Below are 18,557 nucleotides of genomic sequence, written 5' to 3' on the forward strand. Positions count from 1 at the left end.
TACGCGCGAACCACAATGATGTCTTTCGGTGATTTCGTTTTATCGAAAGAATAGAACCTGAATGTACCATTCGCTACCGTACCACCTTTGTATAATTTACTCACGCCGTCTTCATCTGTGATCGTTACTTCAATTCTAGAGACGTCTCCTGTGTATGTTCCGGTGATATTAGCATCACCTGGAATCGTCATCGCTGTTGGCGTGATTTGTCCTGTTGAGACTGAAGCAATGTTGACTTTCTCGCGAGCAATTTCTCTACCATTTTTGTCATAAGCTACCATGTAAAGTGATTGGTCTTTTTGGATGCCAGGGCCTACGTAGAATCTGAATGTACCGTTTGTTTTGGTTGCATTTCCGGATTCAACGCCATCTTTGCTAAGGGTAATGCGGTCTACATCCCCTGAATAGCTACCTGTAATCGATGTAGTTCCCAAAACGAAATCATCTGGTTTTAGCGTCCCTTTGCTAGCAAATTGTGCTTTCGCTTTATCTAGATCTTTTTGTAGTCCTGCTTTTTTCGTTGGATCAGTTACTTGGTTGACTAAGGCTTGCGCTGCGTCAATAGCTGCTTGTGTCACAGTACTCGTGATGTTGCCGTTTGGATTTTTGTTGGTAAATAAGTTGTTGACTGCTTCACGCGCTTTGTTTTCTGCTTCTGTTTGTGTCGCATTATCATTCAGTTGTTTTTGTGCTTTGTTCAAATCTGCTTGTAACGCAGCTTTCTTCGTTGGATCGGTTACTTTGTTGATTAATGCTTGTGCTGCATCAATGTCCGCTTGTGTCATCGTACCCGTGATGTTGCCGTTTGGATTTTTGTTGGTAAATAGGTTGTTGACTGCTTCACGCGCTTTGTTTTCTGCTTCTGCTTGTGTTGTATTATCATTCAGTTGTTTTTGTGCTTTGTTCAAATCTGCTTGTAACGCGGCTTTCTTCGTTGGATCGGTTACTTTGTTGATTAATGCTTGTGCTGCATCAATGTCCGCTTGTGTCATCGTACCCGTGATGTTGCCGTTTGGATTTTTGTTGGTAAATAAGTTGTTGACTGCTTCACGCGCTTTGTTTTCTGCTTCTGCTTGTGTTGTTCTATCATTGAGTTGGTCTTGTGCTTTGTTCAAATCAGTTTGTAACGCAGCTTTCTTCGTTGGATCGGTTACTTTGTTGATTAATGCTTGCGCTGCGTCAATGTCCGCTTGTGTCACCGTACTCGTGATGTTGCCGTTTGGATTTTTGTTGGTAAATAAGTTGTTGACTGCTTCACGCGCTTTGTTTTCTGCTTCTGTTTGTGTCGCATTATCATTCAGTTGTTTTTGTGCTTTGTTCAAATCTGCTTGTAACGCAGCTTTCTTCGTTGGATCGGTTACTTTGTTGATTAATGCTTGTGCTGCATCAATGTCCGCTTGTGTCATCGTACCCGTGATGTTGCCGTTTGGATCTTTATTGGTGAATAAGTTGTTGACTGCTTCACGCGCATTATCAAATTCCATGCCATTATTAGAGTCTAATGCTTTCTCTTTAGATTCATACACATCTGTTACTTTAATATCACTATACGCTGGCTGACTTGGTGTCATCCATCTCAGTGAAGAAAATCCAATTGTCCCTTCGTTAACGACTGTTTGCTCAATCTTGATAGTCGTTCCTTTTTCCAAATAAAGATTCCCTGTTTCAGCAAAGTTTGGATACTTCAAACTCTTAATCAGTTCTTTTCCATCGATAACTAACGTGTAATAGTCATCTCCGCCCCCGTTAAAGCGATAATTACCAGTTTCAGAGATGTAAATATAACCAGTCTTCTTCACTGTATAATAATCACGCCCTAATCCAGGGTATGGTTCTGATGTTCCGTAGTGCTTTGTGAAACTTTCAGGCTCAATTTCTTGACCTTTAAAAATATTAGATGAAGTGCCATCAAAATATTCAGTCAAGACGCCATGGCCCTTCATCTTAGCCGCTGCTTGTTCTGCCATCTCTCTTGTTGGGAACGTATTAGCAAGAGGTATGTCTGTTCTTATACCATCCGGATTTTCTACTACTAAATTTGGCTTGCCCCATTTTAAGAACATGGAACCAATACCTGCATCATTGTCTACAGTCTGTGAAATTTCAACGACATCTCCACCTTTAAAATGTCCCAAATTCTTTTCAGAAACTGCATTAAAATTGTCTGTTGACAATTGCTTCACGCCATTGATTCTAACGGAGGTTCTGTCATCCCCTTTTGACCAAAAAATATATGCTCCAGACACTGGAATCACAACAAAAGCTGTTTTCTGCACGGAATAATTTGTGTTTCCTAATCCGGGGAATGGCTCATTAGTACTAAAATCTTCACTGAATTTTTTTTCGACATATTCCGTTGCAAATAGATTTCCTTGCCATGGATTAGTTTTAATAATTTGTGTATACTCTGCCTTTACACCATTCTGGATGGTAATTTGCTCATTTGCCACTTGTGTCGCCTTTACATCAGCGGCTAACGTGTTAAATGGAATTGTCCCTAAGCTGGACAATACAATTGCTCCTGTTGCCATTACTTTTAATGCTTTACTCATAACCTTTTTTTGCTTCTGCATTGATCATTCTCCTTTTAAGTGAAGTAATACCATCATATCCCCATACTGCTCTCCCTCTCAGATTTAAGTTTTTTTGCGGGTGGGATGAACTTATAAACCCAAATCTTCTGCATCATAAACCAAAATAGGCTTACCCTTCTCATATATAATTTTATTTGCCCGTTCTAGTTCTTGTACTGCCTTCTTAGCAGTATGCGGTGATATTTGGCAACACTTAGACAGAAGCAAATAATTGACCATTTTGGGGATATAAAAACCCGTATCTTCCCTATTAGAAAGTAGCTTAATAATATCCATCACTCGTTCTTGTACGCTTTTGGTCAGCATAAGTGAATATCGATAAAACTGAGATTCTTGGCGCTTTAACGTATCAATTAAAAGGTCTGGGAAGAAAGGTTGCCTAGAAAGTTCTTGAAGTACTGCATTGGCATCATAAATAGCTAGTTCCACACTTCCAAAGGCAACATATTCATACGGATTAGACTGAAAAACATTATGGAAGATAAAATCATTCTCCATCCAAATAGCATTAACGTGTTGTTTCGAGTTATTAATTTGCTGCAGTAATTGTCCGTTTATGACATGAATCAATTTACCTGAATCCGTCAAAACAAGTTCTTGATGATTTTTTAATACTTTTACCTGGCAAAAATCCGAATTGTTTTTGTTTATATTCGATAAATCTAACAAAGGTAACAACAAGTTAGGTTCTCTGAGCAATAAACCGTGAACCTCAAGAAAATCCATAGGACGCCTCCCTGTAATGTAAACTATACTACTTAGAATAAAGCATAAAATTTTGACGTGATATACTTAAAAAATACTAATTTGCATGCTAATTTCGAAATTGCATAAATTTAAAATTGCAATTTCGTTTTTAGTCTCGTAAACGACTGCTACTCCTTCACTAATTATGTGTTCATTTTATGTCTAAAATGAAATTTTTATAGAGAAATGATTAAAAATCATCCTATAAATCGATAAAACCGAGTAACAAAAGTTACTATACTATGAAGATAGCGGGGAAATAATTTTAAATATGTAGCACTAAATCTATTCTTTAACCAATATAAAAATAGACACTTAAACAAGTTAACGTTTAAGAGCAACAAACGAAGGGGAAACCTATATAAGGAAGCCATTTCACGAAAGGATGTAACACACATGCCACTAAAAAACCAAACAAAAACCAAACTAAAACAAGTAGGAGAAATCGCCAAAGCAAACTGGAAAAGCGCACGAATCACCTCCCATGCTGCCCAGCTCACCTTTTACATATTGCTATCCATTCTTCCAATGTTACTCGTATTCGGCAATCTGATACCACTCTTGCCAATCCCAAAAGAGGACATCTACACCACACTCCAAACATTCATGCCACCAGAAGTGTACGATATCCTGCACCCAATCATCGAAAGCATGCTCACCAACGCAAGCGGCACCGCCATCTCACTCGGTTTAATCACCGCCATTTGGTCCGCTTCGAAATGTTTCAGCGCCCTACAAGAAGTCCTAAACATCGTCTACCAAGCCCCTGACCGCAAAAATGTCATCGTGACCCGCATCATGTCTTTCCTTATGATGCTCGTTATCATCGTGATTCTCGGCGCTGTCGTCTTCATTTTTGCATTCGGTGAGCAAATCGTAGGTTTCCTACAAGACCAATTCGACTTGAATCTTGATGCCCTCGCCAATTTAGGCGCCGCAAAATGGTTCATCACGCCCATTTTTCTATTCATCCTGTTCCTCATCATCTACTGGCTCGTTCCAAACGTCAAATGGAAAATCAGAAAAAGCGTCATCGGTGCCCTATTCGCCACAATCGGCTGGCTCGTTGCAACCGAACTACTCTCCGCCTATGTTAGTTTTCAAGGTGATAAAATCCTAGGGTTCGGCAGTCTCAGCATCATGATCGTCATCATGCTCTGGCTCTATTTCGTCTCGATTATCCTACTACTCGGCGCGTTTATAAACGTCATCATCGACTCCTACAAACAACAACATTTGTAATCAATGCCCGGATATATTACAATGAAAACGAGAGAAAATCGCTATTTAGGAGGAATTTTATCATGAGTATTAAAATGCTACATACATGTATTCGCGTCAAAGACTTGGACAAATCGCTAGCCTTTTACACCGAAGCATTTGGTTTAAAAGAAACGCGTCGCAAAGACTTCCCAGATCATAAATTCACACTTGTTTATTTGGCATTTGAAGAAGGTGGCTTTGAATTAGAATTAACGTATAACTACGATCAAGCAGAACCTTATGACCTTGGTAACGGCTACGGGCATTTAGCAGTTGGCGTTGACGACCTTTCCGCAACCCACGAACAATTCAAAAAAGCCGGCTACAGTGTAACCGACTTAAAAGGTTTGCCAGGAACGAAACCAACGTACTTCTTCGTGATGGACCCAGACGGCTACAAAACCGAAGTCATCCAAAACCGCTAAATTAGCACGCAAAAAAAAAGAGAGCAGTTTCCATCATTGCTCTCTTTTACTATATAAATAGGAGGAAACGTATCATGCAACATGCCGAATTTCAGCAAAATATCTACAATCTTGTCCGCCAAATCCCCAGTGGAAAAGTCACGACATACGGTCAAATCGCGTACATGCTCGGTCGTCCGAAAAATTCACGTCTTGTAGGCGTTGCCATGCGTGTAACACCAAGTAATGCTAATATTCCAAGTCATCGTGTCGTTGGCGCAAATGGACGCCTTGTTCCAGGCTGGCACGCCCAATATGAACTACTGCAAGCAGAAGGCGTTACGTTTACACCAGGCGGTAATGTCCAATTAAAACGCTGCTTTTGGCAAGGTTGAGTTGCCAGATTCCAGACGCAGCAACTGTTCTTTCATCGCGATACTGCCGCGGTACCCCGTTATTTTGCCATTTTTTCCGATCACGCGATGACACGGCACCACCATCAAAACCGGATTCGCCCCGATTGCCGTCCCAATTGCGCGCACAGCTTGCGGCTTGCCGATCTCTTCTGCGATCTCCGAATACGTACGCGTTTCTCCGTAAGGAATGGCGCATAACGCTTGCCACACAGCCTCTTGAAACGCAGTACCCGCAATATCAAGCGGTAAATCGAACTTCCGTCTGGTCCCCATCAAATACGCTGAAAGTACCTCCATATAGGGCTTCACTCTCACTCGATCCTCCATCAAATCCAAGCCGCGCTTCCCAGACCATTGTGCAAGTTCCGACATGTCCGCCTGATCCGAGCCAATAAACACCAATCCTTGCTCACTGACCCCAACATACATCGCCATCCCAGCCACACATAACCGATCATAATACACCATCTTCATTATTTTTCCCCGTCCTTCCTGCTATTTCGATACATACTCGGCGTCACGCCCTCCATCCGCTTAAACCATGTCGCAAACTGTGCCGCATTCGGCATTCCGACCGCCACACCAATCTCCATCACACTCATCTCGGTTGTTTCCAACAACACACGCGCCTTTTGCATCCGAACCAAGTGAACAAATCCAAGCGGCGTCATCCCCGTCTGAGCCTTAAAAACCCGATGCAAATGATACGGGCTACCATGACACCCATCCGCGATGACCGGCAACGTCAAATACTCCCCATAATGCTCCTCAATAAATGCCTGCACTTGCGCCGCCCATTCCACATCCGGCAACCGCTCCCCGCCAGACTTGCACCGCTTACACGGCCGATACCCAGCACGAATCGCATCCTCCGCCTGCATAAACACCTGCACATTCTCAAACTTCGGCGTCCGCGACTTACACGAAGGCCGACAAAAAATCCGCGTCGAACTCACCGCATAAAAAAACTGCCCATCATACGCCGCATCATTTTCACAAATCGCACGCCACTGCTCCACCGTCACCATTTTTGCCAGCCCCTTTCCATATATCCATTATACCTCCTTTCCCCGAAAAAAATAACCGTTCCAAGACATAAAAGCAAGATTTAAAAAGTCATTGTGTGGTATAACTATAAGTATCAAGCAAACTAAGGAGGCTCAATGATGCAACCATCCACCACTAAAATCACGATACAAACACCCAACACCTTCCGTTTTGCACCAAATCTAGACTATCTAAATCGCGATGCCAAAGAATGCATGCACCACATCGAAAACAACCAAATCACCAAACTCATCGAATTAACAGGACAAACCCTACTCATCCAAATCAGCGAAGCAACCCACAACACACTATCCATCCAATGCCTCGCCAGTCAAACACCCATCACAGAACTAACACGCATAGAACTAATTAATTACATACACAACTGGTTTGACATTGACCGCGATATCTCTGAATTTTACGCACTCGCCCGAACCGACGCCCTGCTTTACCAAACAACCCAATATCACTATGGCCTGCGCATCATCAGCATCCCCGACCTCTTTGAAGCCCTCTGCTGGGGCATTATCGGTCAGCAAATCAACCTCTCGTTCGCCTACACACTCAAGCGCCAATTCGTCGAAAAATACGGCACTAGCACGGTCTACAATAACATTCAATACTGGACCTTTCCAACCGCCGAAAAAATCGCAACACTCCACATAACAGACCTCACCGCCATCCAACTCACCAAGCGTAAAAGCGAATACATCATCGAAATCGCCCAACAAATCCAATCTGGAGCCCTATCTAAACAACATCTCCAAAACCTACCAACCATTGCCCATATCGAAAAAGAGCTCACCAAAATACGCGGCATCGGCCCATGGACAGCAAACTACGTCATCATGCGCTGCCTAAAACTTCCCAACGCATTTCCAATCGATGACATCGGACTCATTAACGCCATCCAACACGCCCAACAACTAGACCAGAAACCAACAAAAACAGAGATCCAACAACTCGCAAAAAACTGGTCCGGTTGGGAAGCATACGCCACATTCTATCTTTGGCGCACCCTATATTAACGCTTAAAAGTCCACTTAGTTCCAAATAATAACTTACCTCATAGCAAAAGACTTGCAATTTCAGCCCCTTTGCATTAAACTAATTTTGTTGCACTAAGGAAACACTGAGAGGATTTTTACTATGACCGATAAAAAAAAGATAATCAAACATACCCCACCCAACGGTTCAAGTTTGGGCGAAATAAATAATAGCGTCAGCATTCCAAAAAACGGCGGCTTCTGGCGGAAGCTCATTGCCTACTCCGGCCCCGGTGCGCTTGTCGCAGTTGGCTACATGGATCCTGGTAACTGGATTACCTCCATCCAAGGTGGCTCCCAATACGGCTATCTACTTCTAAGCGTCATCCTGATGTCCAGTCTAATCGCAATGCTACTACAAAGCATGTGCGCCAAGCTCGGCATCGTCACCGGACTCGACCTAGCCCAAGCAACCCGACTAAAAACTGGGAAAAAAGGCGGTTTTGCGCTCTGGATCGTAGCTGAACTTGCCATCATGGCAACCGACATCGCCGAAGTCATCGGTAGCGCCGTGGCCCTCAACTTATTATTTGGCATCCCGCTCATACTCGGCGTCATCATCACCGTGCTCGACGTATTCCTACTTCTCGTCCTAGCCAAATTCGGCTTCCGCAAAATCGAAGCCATCGTCGTCACACTTATCATCACCGTCCTTGTCATCTTTTTGTACGAAGTTATCCTATCCGATCCCAACATGTCAGACATGCTCGGCGGCTTCATCCCACAAAAACAAGTAATTACAGACAAAGGCGCACTATTCCTAGCACTAGGTATCATCGGAGCCACCGTTATGCCACATAACCTATACTTACACTCATCCATTGTCCAAGCCAGAAAATACGACCGCAACGACAAAAAATCATTAAAAGAAGCCATCAAGTTCTCGACGATCGACTCCAACATACAGCTAACTGCAGCATTCGTCGTCAACTGCCTACTTCTAATTCTCGGAGCAGCCCTATTCTTCGGACAAGACACCAGTAATCTCGGACAATTCACACAACTCTACGATGCATTACAGAACAACGCCATCGTGGGCGCCATAGCAAGCCCAGTTCTGAGTGTACTATTCGCAATCGCACTACTCGCATCCGGACAAAACGCCACGATCACAGGTACACTAACCGGCCAAATTGTTATGGAAGGCTTCATTCATATGAAATTACCCGTCTGGATTCGCCGTCTTATTACACGTATACTCGCTATCATTCCAGTCATCATCTGCATCGTAATCTATGGCGACCAAGAAAACGCAGTCGAACAACTCCTAATTTATACACAAGTATTCCTAAGCATCGCCCTACCATTCTCGATGATCCCACTCACCATCTTCACAAGCAGCAAAAAGCTAATGGGCGATTTCAAAAACCATATTTGGGTTACCGTTCTAGCTTGGGTCATAACCGTTGCTCTCAGTATTCTAAACATCCAACTAATCATTCAAACACTTGCAGGAATCGGCTGAAATTAAAAATCCAGAAATACTCATCTCACCCGAGTATTTCTGGATTTTTTATATACCAAAAAAATTTAGGGCAACTAATCGAAAAAAGCCGCGACACAAGGTCACGACTTTTCTCAGCGCAATCAAAAGGAGAAATTCACACAATCAAATAAAGGGGGTATTTGTATTGTGATTTATTTCACGTTAATAATATACCACATCTAAATTAATAATTCAACATTTCACAAAGATTTTTTTAATAAATATTTGTATATGTAGCTCCCACATAGTTTTTATTTTTATATAACAACCATCGCTAACAAACAATCATTCGTAGATCAGCATTAATTCTAAATAAAATTATATATTTCCGACTTCAAATGCCCTAAAATGCGGTAAAACATGCGATAATCATCCATTTATCCTCTAAAAAAATAAAACAGGATTCTCAATAAAGAACCCCATTTTATCAATAATAAAAATAAAAAATATTTTCTAAGTCCACCATTTTTCACAAAGCTAATCAGAATAAAGTCTTATCTCACTAATTTCTCAAGCTCATTCAGACGCTGCTCAAAGACCTTAAGCGCATCGGTCACAGGTTTGGAAGTGGCCATATCTACACCCGCTTTTTTCAATACTTCGATTGGGAAGTCAGAACTCCCGGCTTTCAAGAACGCTAAATACTTATCCACAGCCTCTGCACCACCATGCAAAATAAGGTCGCTGAGTGCCGAAGCAGCACTGAATCCAGTCGCATATTGGAAAACATAGTAATTCATGTAGAAATGCGGAATTCGCGACCATTCAAGTCCAATTTCCTCATCATACACAATCTCGCTACCATAATATTTCTCATTCATTGCAAAATAATTCTCCGTCAAAAATTCAGCTGTTAATGCCTCACCATTTTGATCTGCTTGATAAATAAAATGCTCAAACTCCGCAAATTGCGTCTGACGAAATACAGTTCCCTTGAATCCGTCCAAATAATGATTCAACAAATACGCACGCACTTTCGGATCATCATATTTCTTCAACATGTAATCCGTTAATAAATTCTCATTCGTCGTCGAAGCAACTTCCGCTAAGAAAATCGGATAATCCCCATAAACAAACGGCTGATTCTTACGCGTATAATAACTATGCACACTATGCCCTAACTCGTGCGCCAGCGTAAACACATTATCAATCGTATCCTGCCAATTCATCAAAATATATGGACTCGTACTATACGCTCCTGAAGAATAGGCGCCACTTCGCTTCCCTTTATTCTCCACAACATCAATCCAGCGCTTGTCAAACGCTTCTTTCAAAATCGCTTGATATTCTTTGCCTAAAGGGGCAAGACCATTTAGCACGATATCCTTCGCTTCTTCATACGTAAATTCTAAATGTACATCATTTGATAGTGGCGTATACATATCATACATCCGCAACTCATCCAAGCCCAACAGTTCCTTGCGAAGCCCAACATAACGTTGTAATAATGGTAACTGCTCATTCACAGCCTCCACCAAAGAATCATACACCGCCTCCGGAATATGGTTCCCAAATAACGCCGCATGACGTGCCGACTTATATCCATGAACCCGTGCATAGAAATTACCTTTCTTGACTTGGCCTGCCAATGTGGTCGCCATCGTATTCTTCAAGCTATCGTAAGCGCTATACATCCCTTTAAATGCAGCTCGGCGCACACCACGATTCTTGCCCTCCATCATCTTGCCATAACGACCATGCGTAATCTCAACTTGATTTCCAGACTCATCCTCAATTGTCGGAAACTTCATATCAGCATTATTTAAAATACTATACGTGCGCGATGCATTGCCCAAAACTTCTCCTGCTTGCGCTAACAACGCTTCTTCCTTTTCAGAAAGCACATACGGCCGATTCAAGCTCACTTCCTCAAGTAAATGAGAATACAATTGCAAATCAACATTCTCTGCAATAAAGCCTTGCAACTTCGCTTCATCGATCGCTAAAACTTCTGGTTCAAAATAAGAAATAGCAGCAGAGGCTTCTGTTAATAAGCTCCCCGCACGGCTGTATAAGCCTTGGTACGTTGTATTCGTCGTATCTTGGTCTTGTTTTAAATGCGCATATACATATAGATTCCCTAGTTGATCATACAGCTCATCACGATAGCGCAATGCCCGTAAAAGCGTGTCGCTGCTCTCACCCAGCTTACCTTGAAAATCTGCCGCTTCCTTCACTGTATCTTTTAACGAGACAAACGCTGCTTCCCATGTTGCATCATCTTTAAAAATCGTCGTTAAATCCCATGTTTCACTTATAGGCACCTCTTCACGCGTTGGTAGTGCCGCTACTTTTTTATCACTCATTAATCCTATACCTCCAATATTAGCTTTTTCACTTATTATGAGCTAATCCAAATCAAATTGCAAAAATCAGATATCCAAAAAACGAACCTCTTCGTTTGCCACTTCTTTCATTTGACGCAAAATCGTATATTTCTCCATCCCTACTGCTCCTAGCACACCTTGTTTACAAAGAAAATGCATATATTCCATGCAAAGCGTGCGCCTATCCTCATTCCAAATCAACGGCATCCAAACTACATGCTTGTCAAATAGAACTAACACGCGCTCCAGTTGAAACGAGTCTCCGATATCTAACATCCGCAAAAACGACTGCCAAATATAAAATTGCCACTCAAGCGCTGGTGTCTTCACCCGAAATTGCGTCGGCAAAACAACACCGACCTCCATCGGCAAATTCTGCAAATAATAACCTTGTTCATATACATCCCTCAAAAATGGACTCTGCTTCTTGAATCGTGCATAAAAATAGCACTGTTTCTGCCGCTCAAAGGCTAACTCCCGCTTCACAAAAAAAGTAGCATATTTGATTCGTTGAACTCCTTTTTTTATCACATCCAACCGCACACGCCCATCAAAAGTCATCGCCCTCGCATAAAAACGATTCGCCGTATCCATCGTAATTTGATACAACAATGTCCATCTATTATTCTCCGGCAAATATTGCACTAAATAATAACCCAATTTCGGATCACACTTAATAAAAGCTTGCTGAAAAGCAGTCAGATAATATCGACCCTTCACCATCCGAATATCCTGTCCAAGAATCCAGTGTACACAAAGTCCCACCATAAGATAATCTTCTGTTCGCTGCTGTAACTCTTTCACAGGGACCGTAGAGCACTGATATTCGATCACAGTACGTCCATCCACAAGAATATCTGCTTGACGCTTAATATCGCGTAAATACACCTCTACATCCGCCTGACGATCCTGCAAAATGAGCCATTCCAAAAAATACTTCTTTCCTCCTAAATGACGATCTGATTCTCCCTCAGAAGCAAATCGACACTTACTAGATGCCAAGTGAGCAAAATGCGGCATATTGATCTCACCAGCCTTCAAAATGAGCCGTTCCGCGCAGCAGCCACACGAATATTGATTTCTTTGTTTCTTCAAAAATGCCACATTTCCCCGGGTGACAACCACATCATGCCCAAACTGATCCTTTGCTGTAAACATAGTTTTCACTGCCTCTCTTATGTCCTATACTAACTATATTCGCCCAAAGTATCCCTTCTCCTCCCTATTTTTTCAAAAACGCAAAAAGACTCGATTCACGTGTTTTTCACAACGCAAATCGAGCCAAAAAGCTTTTTTAGTTAAAATATTTCTTTACTTGTGGTAAGGCAGGGTCTTCGAAAATAACTTTGGCATACTCATCTAGAACATAACCAGTTAAATTCGTTTCGTCCCCATACTCTAATAAAATACTGACAACATTGTCAATGTTTCTTTCATCAAATTTCGCTTCAGGAAACTCCACATACAGATAATAACTATCCTTGTAGTGGTACAGCTTCGTTGATACTTGATCTAGCCCCGTCGCTTTAGACAGCGTAATCAAGTCCTCAAAATCACGGAACTGCAAAATAAATTCTAACGTATCTTCATCCCCGCCCTCAATAATCGTTGCAGGGGTAAAATGTTCTTCCAGTAGTTTCTCAATACGTTCCTCAGCTAGCTCATCGGCCTGATCCATATTGATCTCAAAGCCCGAATCCCCTTTACCAAGGTTGGCTTTCGTCACGAGTACCTCTAAGCCATGCTTCAAAGCCTGTACCTGAATCCAGAGTGGTCCATCAGGAGAGAACTCTTCTTCATACTTAAGTTCATCCATCATATCCCAGAAAAGCTCCTCGCTCTTCTCACGATCATACCATATTTCCTCATGATTAAAACCGCGTTCTTCTAGATCCATGTAAGAGATATAAAACTTTATTGTATTCTCATTAATACGTTCAATTTCCATCGTCACACACTCTCCCTTCCATCTTCAACATTGACAATGAAGGGTAATTCATTTGTTGTTAGTATCATTGTAGCCTAATTCAAAAAAAAGGGCTAATAATTGACTCTACATCTAGCCGCTATTTTATTGAAGAATACTATCTTAGCCTATATTTACCCACAATTCAAGGGTAGAAACTCCTTATTTGCTAAAAAAAGCCTAAATTTATAAAAAAATTATGATAATAAGCACAAAAACACCCAATCCGCTCCAAAAAAACTACCAATACCTAAAAGCATTGGTAGTCCAAATAAGATTAATTAACCAGTTTCTGAGCTTCACGTAATTGATACGTGCGAACTCGACGTGGTAGGAAACGACGAATCTCGTCTTCGTTATATCCTACTTGCAGACGTTTCTCATCAATGATAATTGGACGTCTTAGCAAACCTGGATTTTTTTGGATTAGTTCAAATAATTCTTGTAGTGGCAAACTATCTAAATCCACATTTAATTTTTGGAATGTCTTAGAACGTGTGGAAATGATTTCATCCGTACCATCCTCTGTCATTCGTAAAATTTCTTTAATTTCGCCTAAACTTAGTGGCTCTGAGAAAATGTTTCTCTCTTTGTACGGGATATCATGTTCCTCTAGCCATGCACGTGCTTTACGACAAGACGTGCAACTTGGTGAAGTGTATAACGTTACCATTAGACATTCACACTCCTTATTGGTTTATTGTTTCATTCAATGTAACGAATTCCCTAACAATATATCTATTGGAAACGATCTCTTTTTAAGATCTACTTTCATTATACACCAAAATAGCAAAAAGCAATATACTATTTTAAAAAAAGTTCTCCAAATCGACATTTATTAAAAGCAAGCCGTTATATGTATGTTACCCTTACTATAACGCTTTAAAACTAGAATCTGATTAAAATATGAGCACTTAAATGAGATTCTAGTGAGAATATTGTTAAAATGTCATTGGATTTCTCTCTAGGAAAAAGAACCATCTCGTTTGTGAGATGGTTCTTGCAATTATTCAGCTGTTACTACGGCCGCAGCAGACAATTTTGCATGTTTCTCTTGGTAAGTTGCTACCTCTTCTGGAGAACAATAAACAAAATGCCCTGGTGCAATTTCACGCATTTGTAAATCTTCATTCCCTGTATAATTATGAATCGCTGGATCGTATGTTTTACGAACACGAGTACGTTCATAGTTCGGATCAGGCAATGGAATCGCCGAGAGCAATGACTCTGTATAAGCATGCAACGGTGCACGATATAAATCATCTGCTGGTGCAAGTTCCACCAACTTACCGAAATACATAACACCAATCCGATCGCTTATATATTTTACCATCGATAAATCATGCGCAATAAACAAATACGTCAAGCCTTTTTCTTTTTGTAATTGTTTTAACAGGTTGACTACTTGTGCTTGAATTGAAACGTCAAGCGCTGAGATAGGCTCATCGGCAATGATAAATTCTGGTTGAACCGCTAAAGCACGGGCAATACCAATACGTTGGCGTTGACCACCAGAGAATTCATGCGGATAACGGCCAGCGTGCTCCTTGCTAAGACCAACTGTCTCTAGTAATTCGTAAACTTGATTCGTTAGCTCAGACGGTGTTTTAGCAAGTCCGTGAATACGAATTCCTTCTGCAATGATATCTTTGACTTTCATACGCGGGTTTAATGAGGCATATGGATCTTGGAAAATCATTTGCATTTTACGACGGAATTCATGCATTTCAGTACGCGATTTACGACTGTGCACATTTTTCCCATCATACAAAACTTCGCCATCTGTCGCGTCATACAAGCGAATTATTGTGCGCCCAGTTGTTGACTTACCACAACCGGATTCACCAACTAGTCCTAATGTCTCTCCTTTATAAATATCAAAAGAGATACCATCTACAGCACGAACTTCACTCGCTTTTCCTTTATTAAAGTATTGCTTTAAATTCTTAATTTCGAGTAGTTTCTCAGCCATCTACTTCAACCCCCTTCGCGTGAACAGCTTGCATGCCGGGATGATCCGTTGCAAATTGCTCTTGACGACGTAATACGGCATCAGGAGGCGTTACCTCTGGTGCATCTGGATGCAATAACCAAGTGGCTGCATAATGCGTGTCAGAGACTTTGTACATCGGTGGTTCTTGTTCTAAATCGATTTGCATCGCGTATCTATTACGAGCCGCAAAGGCATCTCCTTTTGGAGGATCAAGCAAATCAGGAGGCGTACCAGGAATAACAAACAGTTCTTCCTCTTCCGTATCCAAAGTCGGCATCGAACTAATAAGTCCCCACGTGTACGGATGTTGCGGATTGTAGAAAATCTCATCTACTGTTCCGATTTCAACAATCTTACCGCCATACATAACTGCTACACGATCTGCCACATTCGCTACAACACCGAGGTCATGCGTAATGAAGATAATCGACGTATCAATTTTTTTCTGTAAATCTTTCATCAAGTCCAAAATTTGCGCTTGAATCGTAACGTCAAGTGCCGTTGTTGGTTCATCGGCAATCAAGATTTGCGGATTACAAGCAAGCGAAATCGCGATAACAACACGTTGACGCATACCACCTGAGAACTGATGTGGATATTGTTTTAAACGTTCTTCTGCATTTGGAATACCAACCAATTGAAGCAAACGAAGCGCTGTTTTCAAGGCCTCTTTTTTGCTGATTTTTTGGTGTTTGATAATCGGTTCTGCAATTTGTTTGCCGATGGTCATTGTTGGATTTAATGAGGTCATCGGATCTTGGAAAATCATCGAAATTTCTTTACCACGAATTTTTTGCATCTGTTTTTCAGATGCTTTCGCGATATCTATACCGTTAAATAGGATTTCTCCTGATTTAATTTTGGAATTGCTTTCAGGCAATAGGCGCATGATGGACTTTGTGGTTACGGATTTCCCCGAACCAGACTCACCAACGATGGCTAACGTTTCCCCTTTAATTAGGTCAAAGCTCACGCCACGAATTGCTTTTACTTCACCAGCATACGTATGAAACGAGATATGCAGGTCTTTTACTTCTAATAGTTTTTCCATTTTTCCTCACCTCACCTTTAATCACGCATTTTCGGATCAAACGCATCACGTAAGCCGTCAGCAATTAAGTTAAATGCAATCATGATAATACATAGTACGAGCGTTGGATAAAGAACCATATATGGCAATACTTGTAGCGTCTTGTACCCTTCACTAATAAGCGTTCCAAGCGACGCCTGTGGTGCAGGAATACCTAGTCCGATAAATCCTAAGAAGGCCTCGAAGAAAATCGCACTTGGAATACTAAACATAACGTTGATGATAATAACACCCGATACGTTGGGCAGCAAATGCTTGAATAAAATACTCGGCGTCGAACCACCAAGCGTTTTAGAAGCTAAGACAAACTCTTGATCTTTCAATTTCAAAACTTGTCCACGTACAACCCGCGCCATCGTTATCCAACTGGTCATCGCAATCGCAATGATAATGGACATGATACCGGGATCAAGGACGAGCAACATGAGGATAACTACAACTAAGTTTGGAATCGCCGAAGCAACCTCCAAAATACGTTGCATGAAGTTATCAACACGACCACCAGAATAACCAGAAATCATACCGTACGTTACCCCAACAAGTAAGTCAAAGAATGCGGCTACAAAACCGATAAATAGTGATATTTGCGTTCCTTTCCAAACACGTGTAAATTGGTCACGGCCAAGTGTATCTGTTCCAAACCAATAATACGTTCCTTCAGGTACATTTTTTTGTTTATAAACGTCTACTTCTTCCCCACCAATATTTTGTTTACCATTCCAAAACGGCATATTGTCAAACCCTTGAACTTTAGGTGGTAGTGAGGCATTAGCCGTTGTTTGTTCTGAGTAAGTGTATCCAGAAATAAGTGGACCAATAAAAGCCATGATGACAACAAGTGACAACACAATAATACTCACTAAGGCCGCTTTATTTTTTCTGATACGAATCCAAGAATCTTGCATAAAAGTAAGACTTGGACGGAGAATTTTCTCATGTTCTGATTCTTGTATATGCGCGGGTTGGAATAATTCTTTTGAAATTTTTGGTTCTGTCATAATTATTTACCTCCCGACACACGGATACGAGGGTCAATCAATCCGTAAAGAATATCTACCACTAGAATAACGAAAACAAGCATACCTGCGAAGAGTAGCGTAGTTCCCATGATTACAGGATAGTCATTGGTTTGTATAGATGAAACAAACTGGCTTCCGATACCTGGAATACCAAAGATATTTTCAATAACAAGTGAACCTGTCATCAAGGCCACAGTTAATGGACCGATAACGGTAATAAGCGGAATCAGCGCATTACGAATCGCATGTTTCCAAGCAACTTCCACACGGTTATTCCCTTTCGCTTTTGCAAGCAACACATAATCCGAACCGAACACATCGATGAGCTCTGTTCTCATAAAACGAGCCGCTGTGGCGAGTGGGAACATGGCGAGTGCGAGTGCTGGCAGTATAGTGTATTCGAAAGTCCCCCAACCGGCAACTGGCAACCATTGTAGTTTGGCACCAATCCAATATTGTAGCATGGCGGCAAATACGAAAGATGGTATCGATTTCCCAAGTATCGCGATAAACGTACTGGTGTAATCGGGCCACTTATTCTGGAACATGGCCGCTATAACCCCTAGTATAATACCAAATAGTAGTCCGAAAACAATGGCTTCCACGGCGATTGTAATCGATGGACCAATCAGATTTCCTAGTATTTCAGATACAGGTCGATTATCCAATTGGAAGGATACCCCTAGATTCCCCTGTAATAAGTCTCCCATGTAGCGGAGATACTGCATTGGCACTGGATCATTTAGTCCGTACTGATCGTTCATAATCTGAATTTGTTCTGGCGTCATTTTAGCTTCGTTTCTATACGGTGAACCTGGTAGATATTGCATTAAAATGAATGTCACTGTTGCAATAATGAACATCGTAATAACCATATATAAGAGCCGTTTCAATCCATATTTAATCATCTCTACACCCCCCAAAAAATTTATTTTGTAGAATATTTTCTTATTTTATCATAAGCCTGCAACCATAGCGAGCTTTGTTTTCTCAATTCATTGTTTTTTTAAATTCTCGTATCCATTTTGGTGATGAGAGAACATCCTGATGCTTCTTTCTGAATCCCAAAACATATCAAATTATCTAAAAATTCATTATGATTATTCTATACTCAAATATAATAAACTGACATCTCCGCGTGTTTACCATTCGGATATGT

Annotated in this window: 17 protein-coding genes; 5 read left to right on the forward strand and 12 right to left on the reverse strand. The window is 41.3% G+C overall.

Going from position 1 to position 18,557, the window contains the following annotated elements; translation table 11 throughout:
- The coding region (locus tag HCJ54_RS13470) for a toxin Cry1Ac domain D-VI-related protein (RefSeq protein WP_244966960.1) at positions 1-2,573 on the reverse strand (2,573 nt) is incomplete at its 3' end.
- A gap of 90 nt (positions 2,574-2,663) precedes the next feature.
- Positions 2,664-3,320, reverse strand: coding sequence for a cyclic nucleotide-binding domain-containing protein (locus HCJ54_RS13475; protein ID WP_187138019.1), 657 nt, complete (start codon positions 3,318-3,320; stop codon positions 2,664-2,666).
- Positions 3,321-3,737: 417 nt separating this feature from the next.
- Between HCJ54_RS13475 and HCJ54_RS13480 the strand changes: the two genes are divergently transcribed.
- From HCJ54_RS13480 to HCJ54_RS13490, 3 genes are all read left to right on the forward strand, one after another.
- A complete protein-coding gene (locus HCJ54_RS13480; RefSeq protein WP_187138020.1) occupies positions 3,738-4,583 on the forward strand; it encodes a YihY/virulence factor BrkB family protein in 846 nt (281 codons plus the stop codon).
- Positions 4,584-4,645: 62 nt separating this feature from the next.
- Positions 4,646-5,029, forward strand: coding sequence for a lactoylglutathione lyase (gloA, locus tag HCJ54_RS13485; RefSeq protein ID WP_187138021.1), 384 nt, complete (start codon positions 4,646-4,648; stop codon positions 5,027-5,029).
- A 74-nt stretch (positions 5,030-5,103) separates the two neighbouring features.
- Positions 5,104-5,403, forward strand: a complete 300-nt coding sequence (locus tag HCJ54_RS13490; RefSeq protein WP_036067921.1) for an MGMT family protein — start codon at positions 5,104-5,106, stop codon at positions 5,401-5,403.
- Here HCJ54_RS13490 and HCJ54_RS13495 read toward each other — a convergent pair.
- Positions 5,377-5,898: a methylated-DNA--[protein]-cysteine S-methyltransferase gene (locus tag HCJ54_RS13495; protein ID WP_187138022.1), complete on the reverse strand. Its 522-nt coding sequence runs from the start codon at positions 5,896-5,898 to the stop codon at positions 5,377-5,379. The genes HCJ54_RS13490 and HCJ54_RS13495 overlap by 27 nt on opposite strands.
- Complete coding sequence (locus HCJ54_RS13500) at positions 5,898-6,452, reverse strand: bifunctional transcriptional activator/DNA repair enzyme AdaA (protein WP_185410106.1); 555 nt, start codon at positions 6,450-6,452, stop codon at positions 5,898-5,900. Before HCJ54_RS13500 ends, HCJ54_RS13495 begins: the two co-directional genes overlap by 1 nt.
- 135 nt (positions 6,453-6,587) lie before the next feature.
- On the opposite strand from HCJ54_RS13500, the gene HCJ54_RS13505 reads away from it, so the two are divergent.
- Positions 6,588-7,499 carry a DNA-3-methyladenine glycosylase family protein gene (locus HCJ54_RS13505; RefSeq protein ID WP_187138023.1) on the forward strand — a complete coding sequence of 304 codons (912 nt, stop codon included), beginning with the start codon at positions 6,588-6,590 and terminating at the stop codon, positions 7,497-7,499.
- Positions 7,500-7,620: 121 nt separating this feature from the next.
- Complete coding sequence (locus HCJ54_RS13510; protein ID WP_185527540.1) at positions 7,621-8,982, forward strand: Nramp family divalent metal transporter; 1,362 nt, start codon at positions 7,621-7,623, stop codon at positions 8,980-8,982.
- A gap of 515 nt (positions 8,983-9,497) precedes the next feature.
- Here HCJ54_RS13510 and pepF read toward each other — a convergent pair.
- The 8 genes from pepF to opp3b form a co-directional block, all read right to left on the reverse strand.
- Positions 9,498-11,309 carry an oligoendopeptidase F gene (gene pepF, locus HCJ54_RS13515; RefSeq protein ID WP_187138024.1) on the reverse strand — a complete coding sequence of 604 codons (1,812 nt, stop codon included), beginning with the start codon at positions 11,307-11,309 and terminating at the stop codon, positions 9,498-9,500.
- A gap of 66 nt (positions 11,310-11,375) precedes the next feature.
- Positions 11,376-12,488 (reverse strand): competence protein CoiA family protein, encoded by a 1,113-nt coding sequence (locus HCJ54_RS13520; RefSeq protein WP_187138025.1) that lies wholly within the window; start codon positions 12,486-12,488, stop codon positions 11,376-11,378.
- Positions 12,489-12,624: 136 nt separating this feature from the next.
- Positions 12,625-13,278 (reverse strand): adaptor protein MecA, encoded by a 654-nt coding sequence (gene mecA, locus HCJ54_RS13525; protein WP_036066968.1) that lies wholly within the window; start codon positions 13,276-13,278, stop codon positions 12,625-12,627.
- Between the two features lie 295 nt (positions 13,279-13,573).
- Positions 13,574-13,969, reverse strand: coding sequence for a transcriptional regulator SpxA (gene spxA / locus HCJ54_RS13530; protein ID WP_036059428.1), 396 nt, complete (start codon positions 13,967-13,969; stop codon positions 13,574-13,576).
- Between the two features lie 333 nt (positions 13,970-14,302).
- A complete protein-coding gene (locus HCJ54_RS13535) occupies positions 14,303-15,268 on the reverse strand; it encodes an ABC transporter ATP-binding protein (protein WP_185410096.1) in 966 nt (321 codons plus the stop codon).
- The gene (locus HCJ54_RS13540; protein WP_036066964.1) at positions 15,261-16,340 is read right to left on the reverse strand and encodes an ABC transporter ATP-binding protein; all 1,080 of its coding nucleotides are present in this window, start codon (positions 16,338-16,340) and stop codon (positions 15,261-15,263) included. The genes HCJ54_RS13535 and HCJ54_RS13540 overlap by 8 nt, the downstream gene beginning before the upstream one ends.
- A gap of 17 nt (positions 16,341-16,357) precedes the next feature.
- Entirely contained in the window at positions 16,358-17,377 is a 1,020-nt protein-coding gene (gene opp3C, locus HCJ54_RS13545; RefSeq protein ID WP_036066963.1) for an oligopeptide ABC transporter permease, read from the reverse strand.
- A gap of 2 nt (positions 17,378-17,379) precedes the next feature.
- Positions 17,380-18,306, reverse strand: coding sequence for an oligopeptide ABC transporter permease (gene opp3b, locus HCJ54_RS13550; protein ID WP_036066961.1), 927 nt, complete (start codon positions 18,304-18,306; stop codon positions 17,380-17,382).
- Between the last annotated feature and the right edge of the window lie 251 nt (positions 18,307-18,557).

The sequence above is a fragment of the Listeria grandensis genome, assembly GCF_014322885.1.
Classification (GTDB): Bacteria; Bacillota; Bacilli; order Lactobacillales; family Listeriaceae; genus Listeria_A; species Listeria_A grandensis.

Bases quoted from the DNA above. Each gene is read 5' to 3' on its own strand.
- HCJ54_RS13475 (WP_187138019.1), bottom strand. From the start codon at position 3,320: ATGGATTTTCTTGAGGTTCACGGTTTATTGCTCAGAGAACCTAACTTG.
- HCJ54_RS13480 (WP_187138020.1), top strand. From the start codon at position 3,738: ATGCCACTAAAAAACCAAACAAAAACCAAACTAAAACAAGTAGGAGAA.
- gloA (WP_187138021.1), top strand. From the start codon at position 4,646: ATGAGTATTAAAATGCTACATACATGTATTCGCGTCAAAGACTTGGAC.
- HCJ54_RS13490 (WP_036067921.1), top strand. From the start codon at position 5,104: ATGCAACATGCCGAATTTCAGCAAAATATCTACAATCTTGTCCGCCAA.
- HCJ54_RS13495 (WP_187138022.1), bottom strand. From the start codon at position 5,898: ATGAAGATGGTGTATTATGATCGGTTATGTGTGGCTGGGATGGCGATG.
- HCJ54_RS13500 (WP_185410106.1), bottom strand. From the start codon at position 6,452: ATGGTGACGGTGGAGCAGTGGCGTGCGATTTGTGAAAATGATGCGGCG.
- HCJ54_RS13505 (WP_187138023.1), top strand. From the start codon at position 6,588: ATGATGCAACCATCCACCACTAAAATCACGATACAAACACCCAACACC.
- HCJ54_RS13510 (WP_185527540.1), top strand. From the start codon at position 7,621: ATGACCGATAAAAAAAAGATAATCAAACATACCCCACCCAACGGTTCA.
- pepF (WP_187138024.1), bottom strand. From the start codon at position 11,309: ATGAGTGATAAAAAAGTAGCGGCACTACCAACGCGTGAAGAGGTGCCT.
- HCJ54_RS13520 (WP_187138025.1), bottom strand. From the start codon at position 12,488: ATGTTTACAGCAAAGGATCAGTTTGGGCATGATGTGGTTGTCACCCGG.
- mecA (WP_036066968.1), bottom strand. From the start codon at position 13,278: ATGGAAATTGAACGTATTAATGAGAATACAATAAAGTTTTATATCTCT.
- spxA (WP_036059428.1), bottom strand. From the start codon at position 13,969: ATGGTAACGTTATACACTTCACCAAGTTGCACGTCTTGTCGTAAAGCA.
- HCJ54_RS13535 (WP_185410096.1), bottom strand. From the start codon at position 15,268: ATGGCTGAGAAACTACTCGAAATTAAGAATTTAAAGCAATACTTTAAT.
- HCJ54_RS13540 (WP_036066964.1), bottom strand. From the start codon at position 16,340: ATGGAAAAACTATTAGAAGTAAAAGACCTGCATATCTCGTTTCATACG.
- opp3C (WP_036066963.1), bottom strand. From the start codon at position 17,377: ATGACAGAACCAAAAATTTCAAAAGAATTATTCCAACCCGCGCATATA.
- opp3b (WP_036066961.1), bottom strand. From the start codon at position 18,306: ATGATTAAATATGGATTGAAACGGCTCTTATATATGGTTATTACGATG.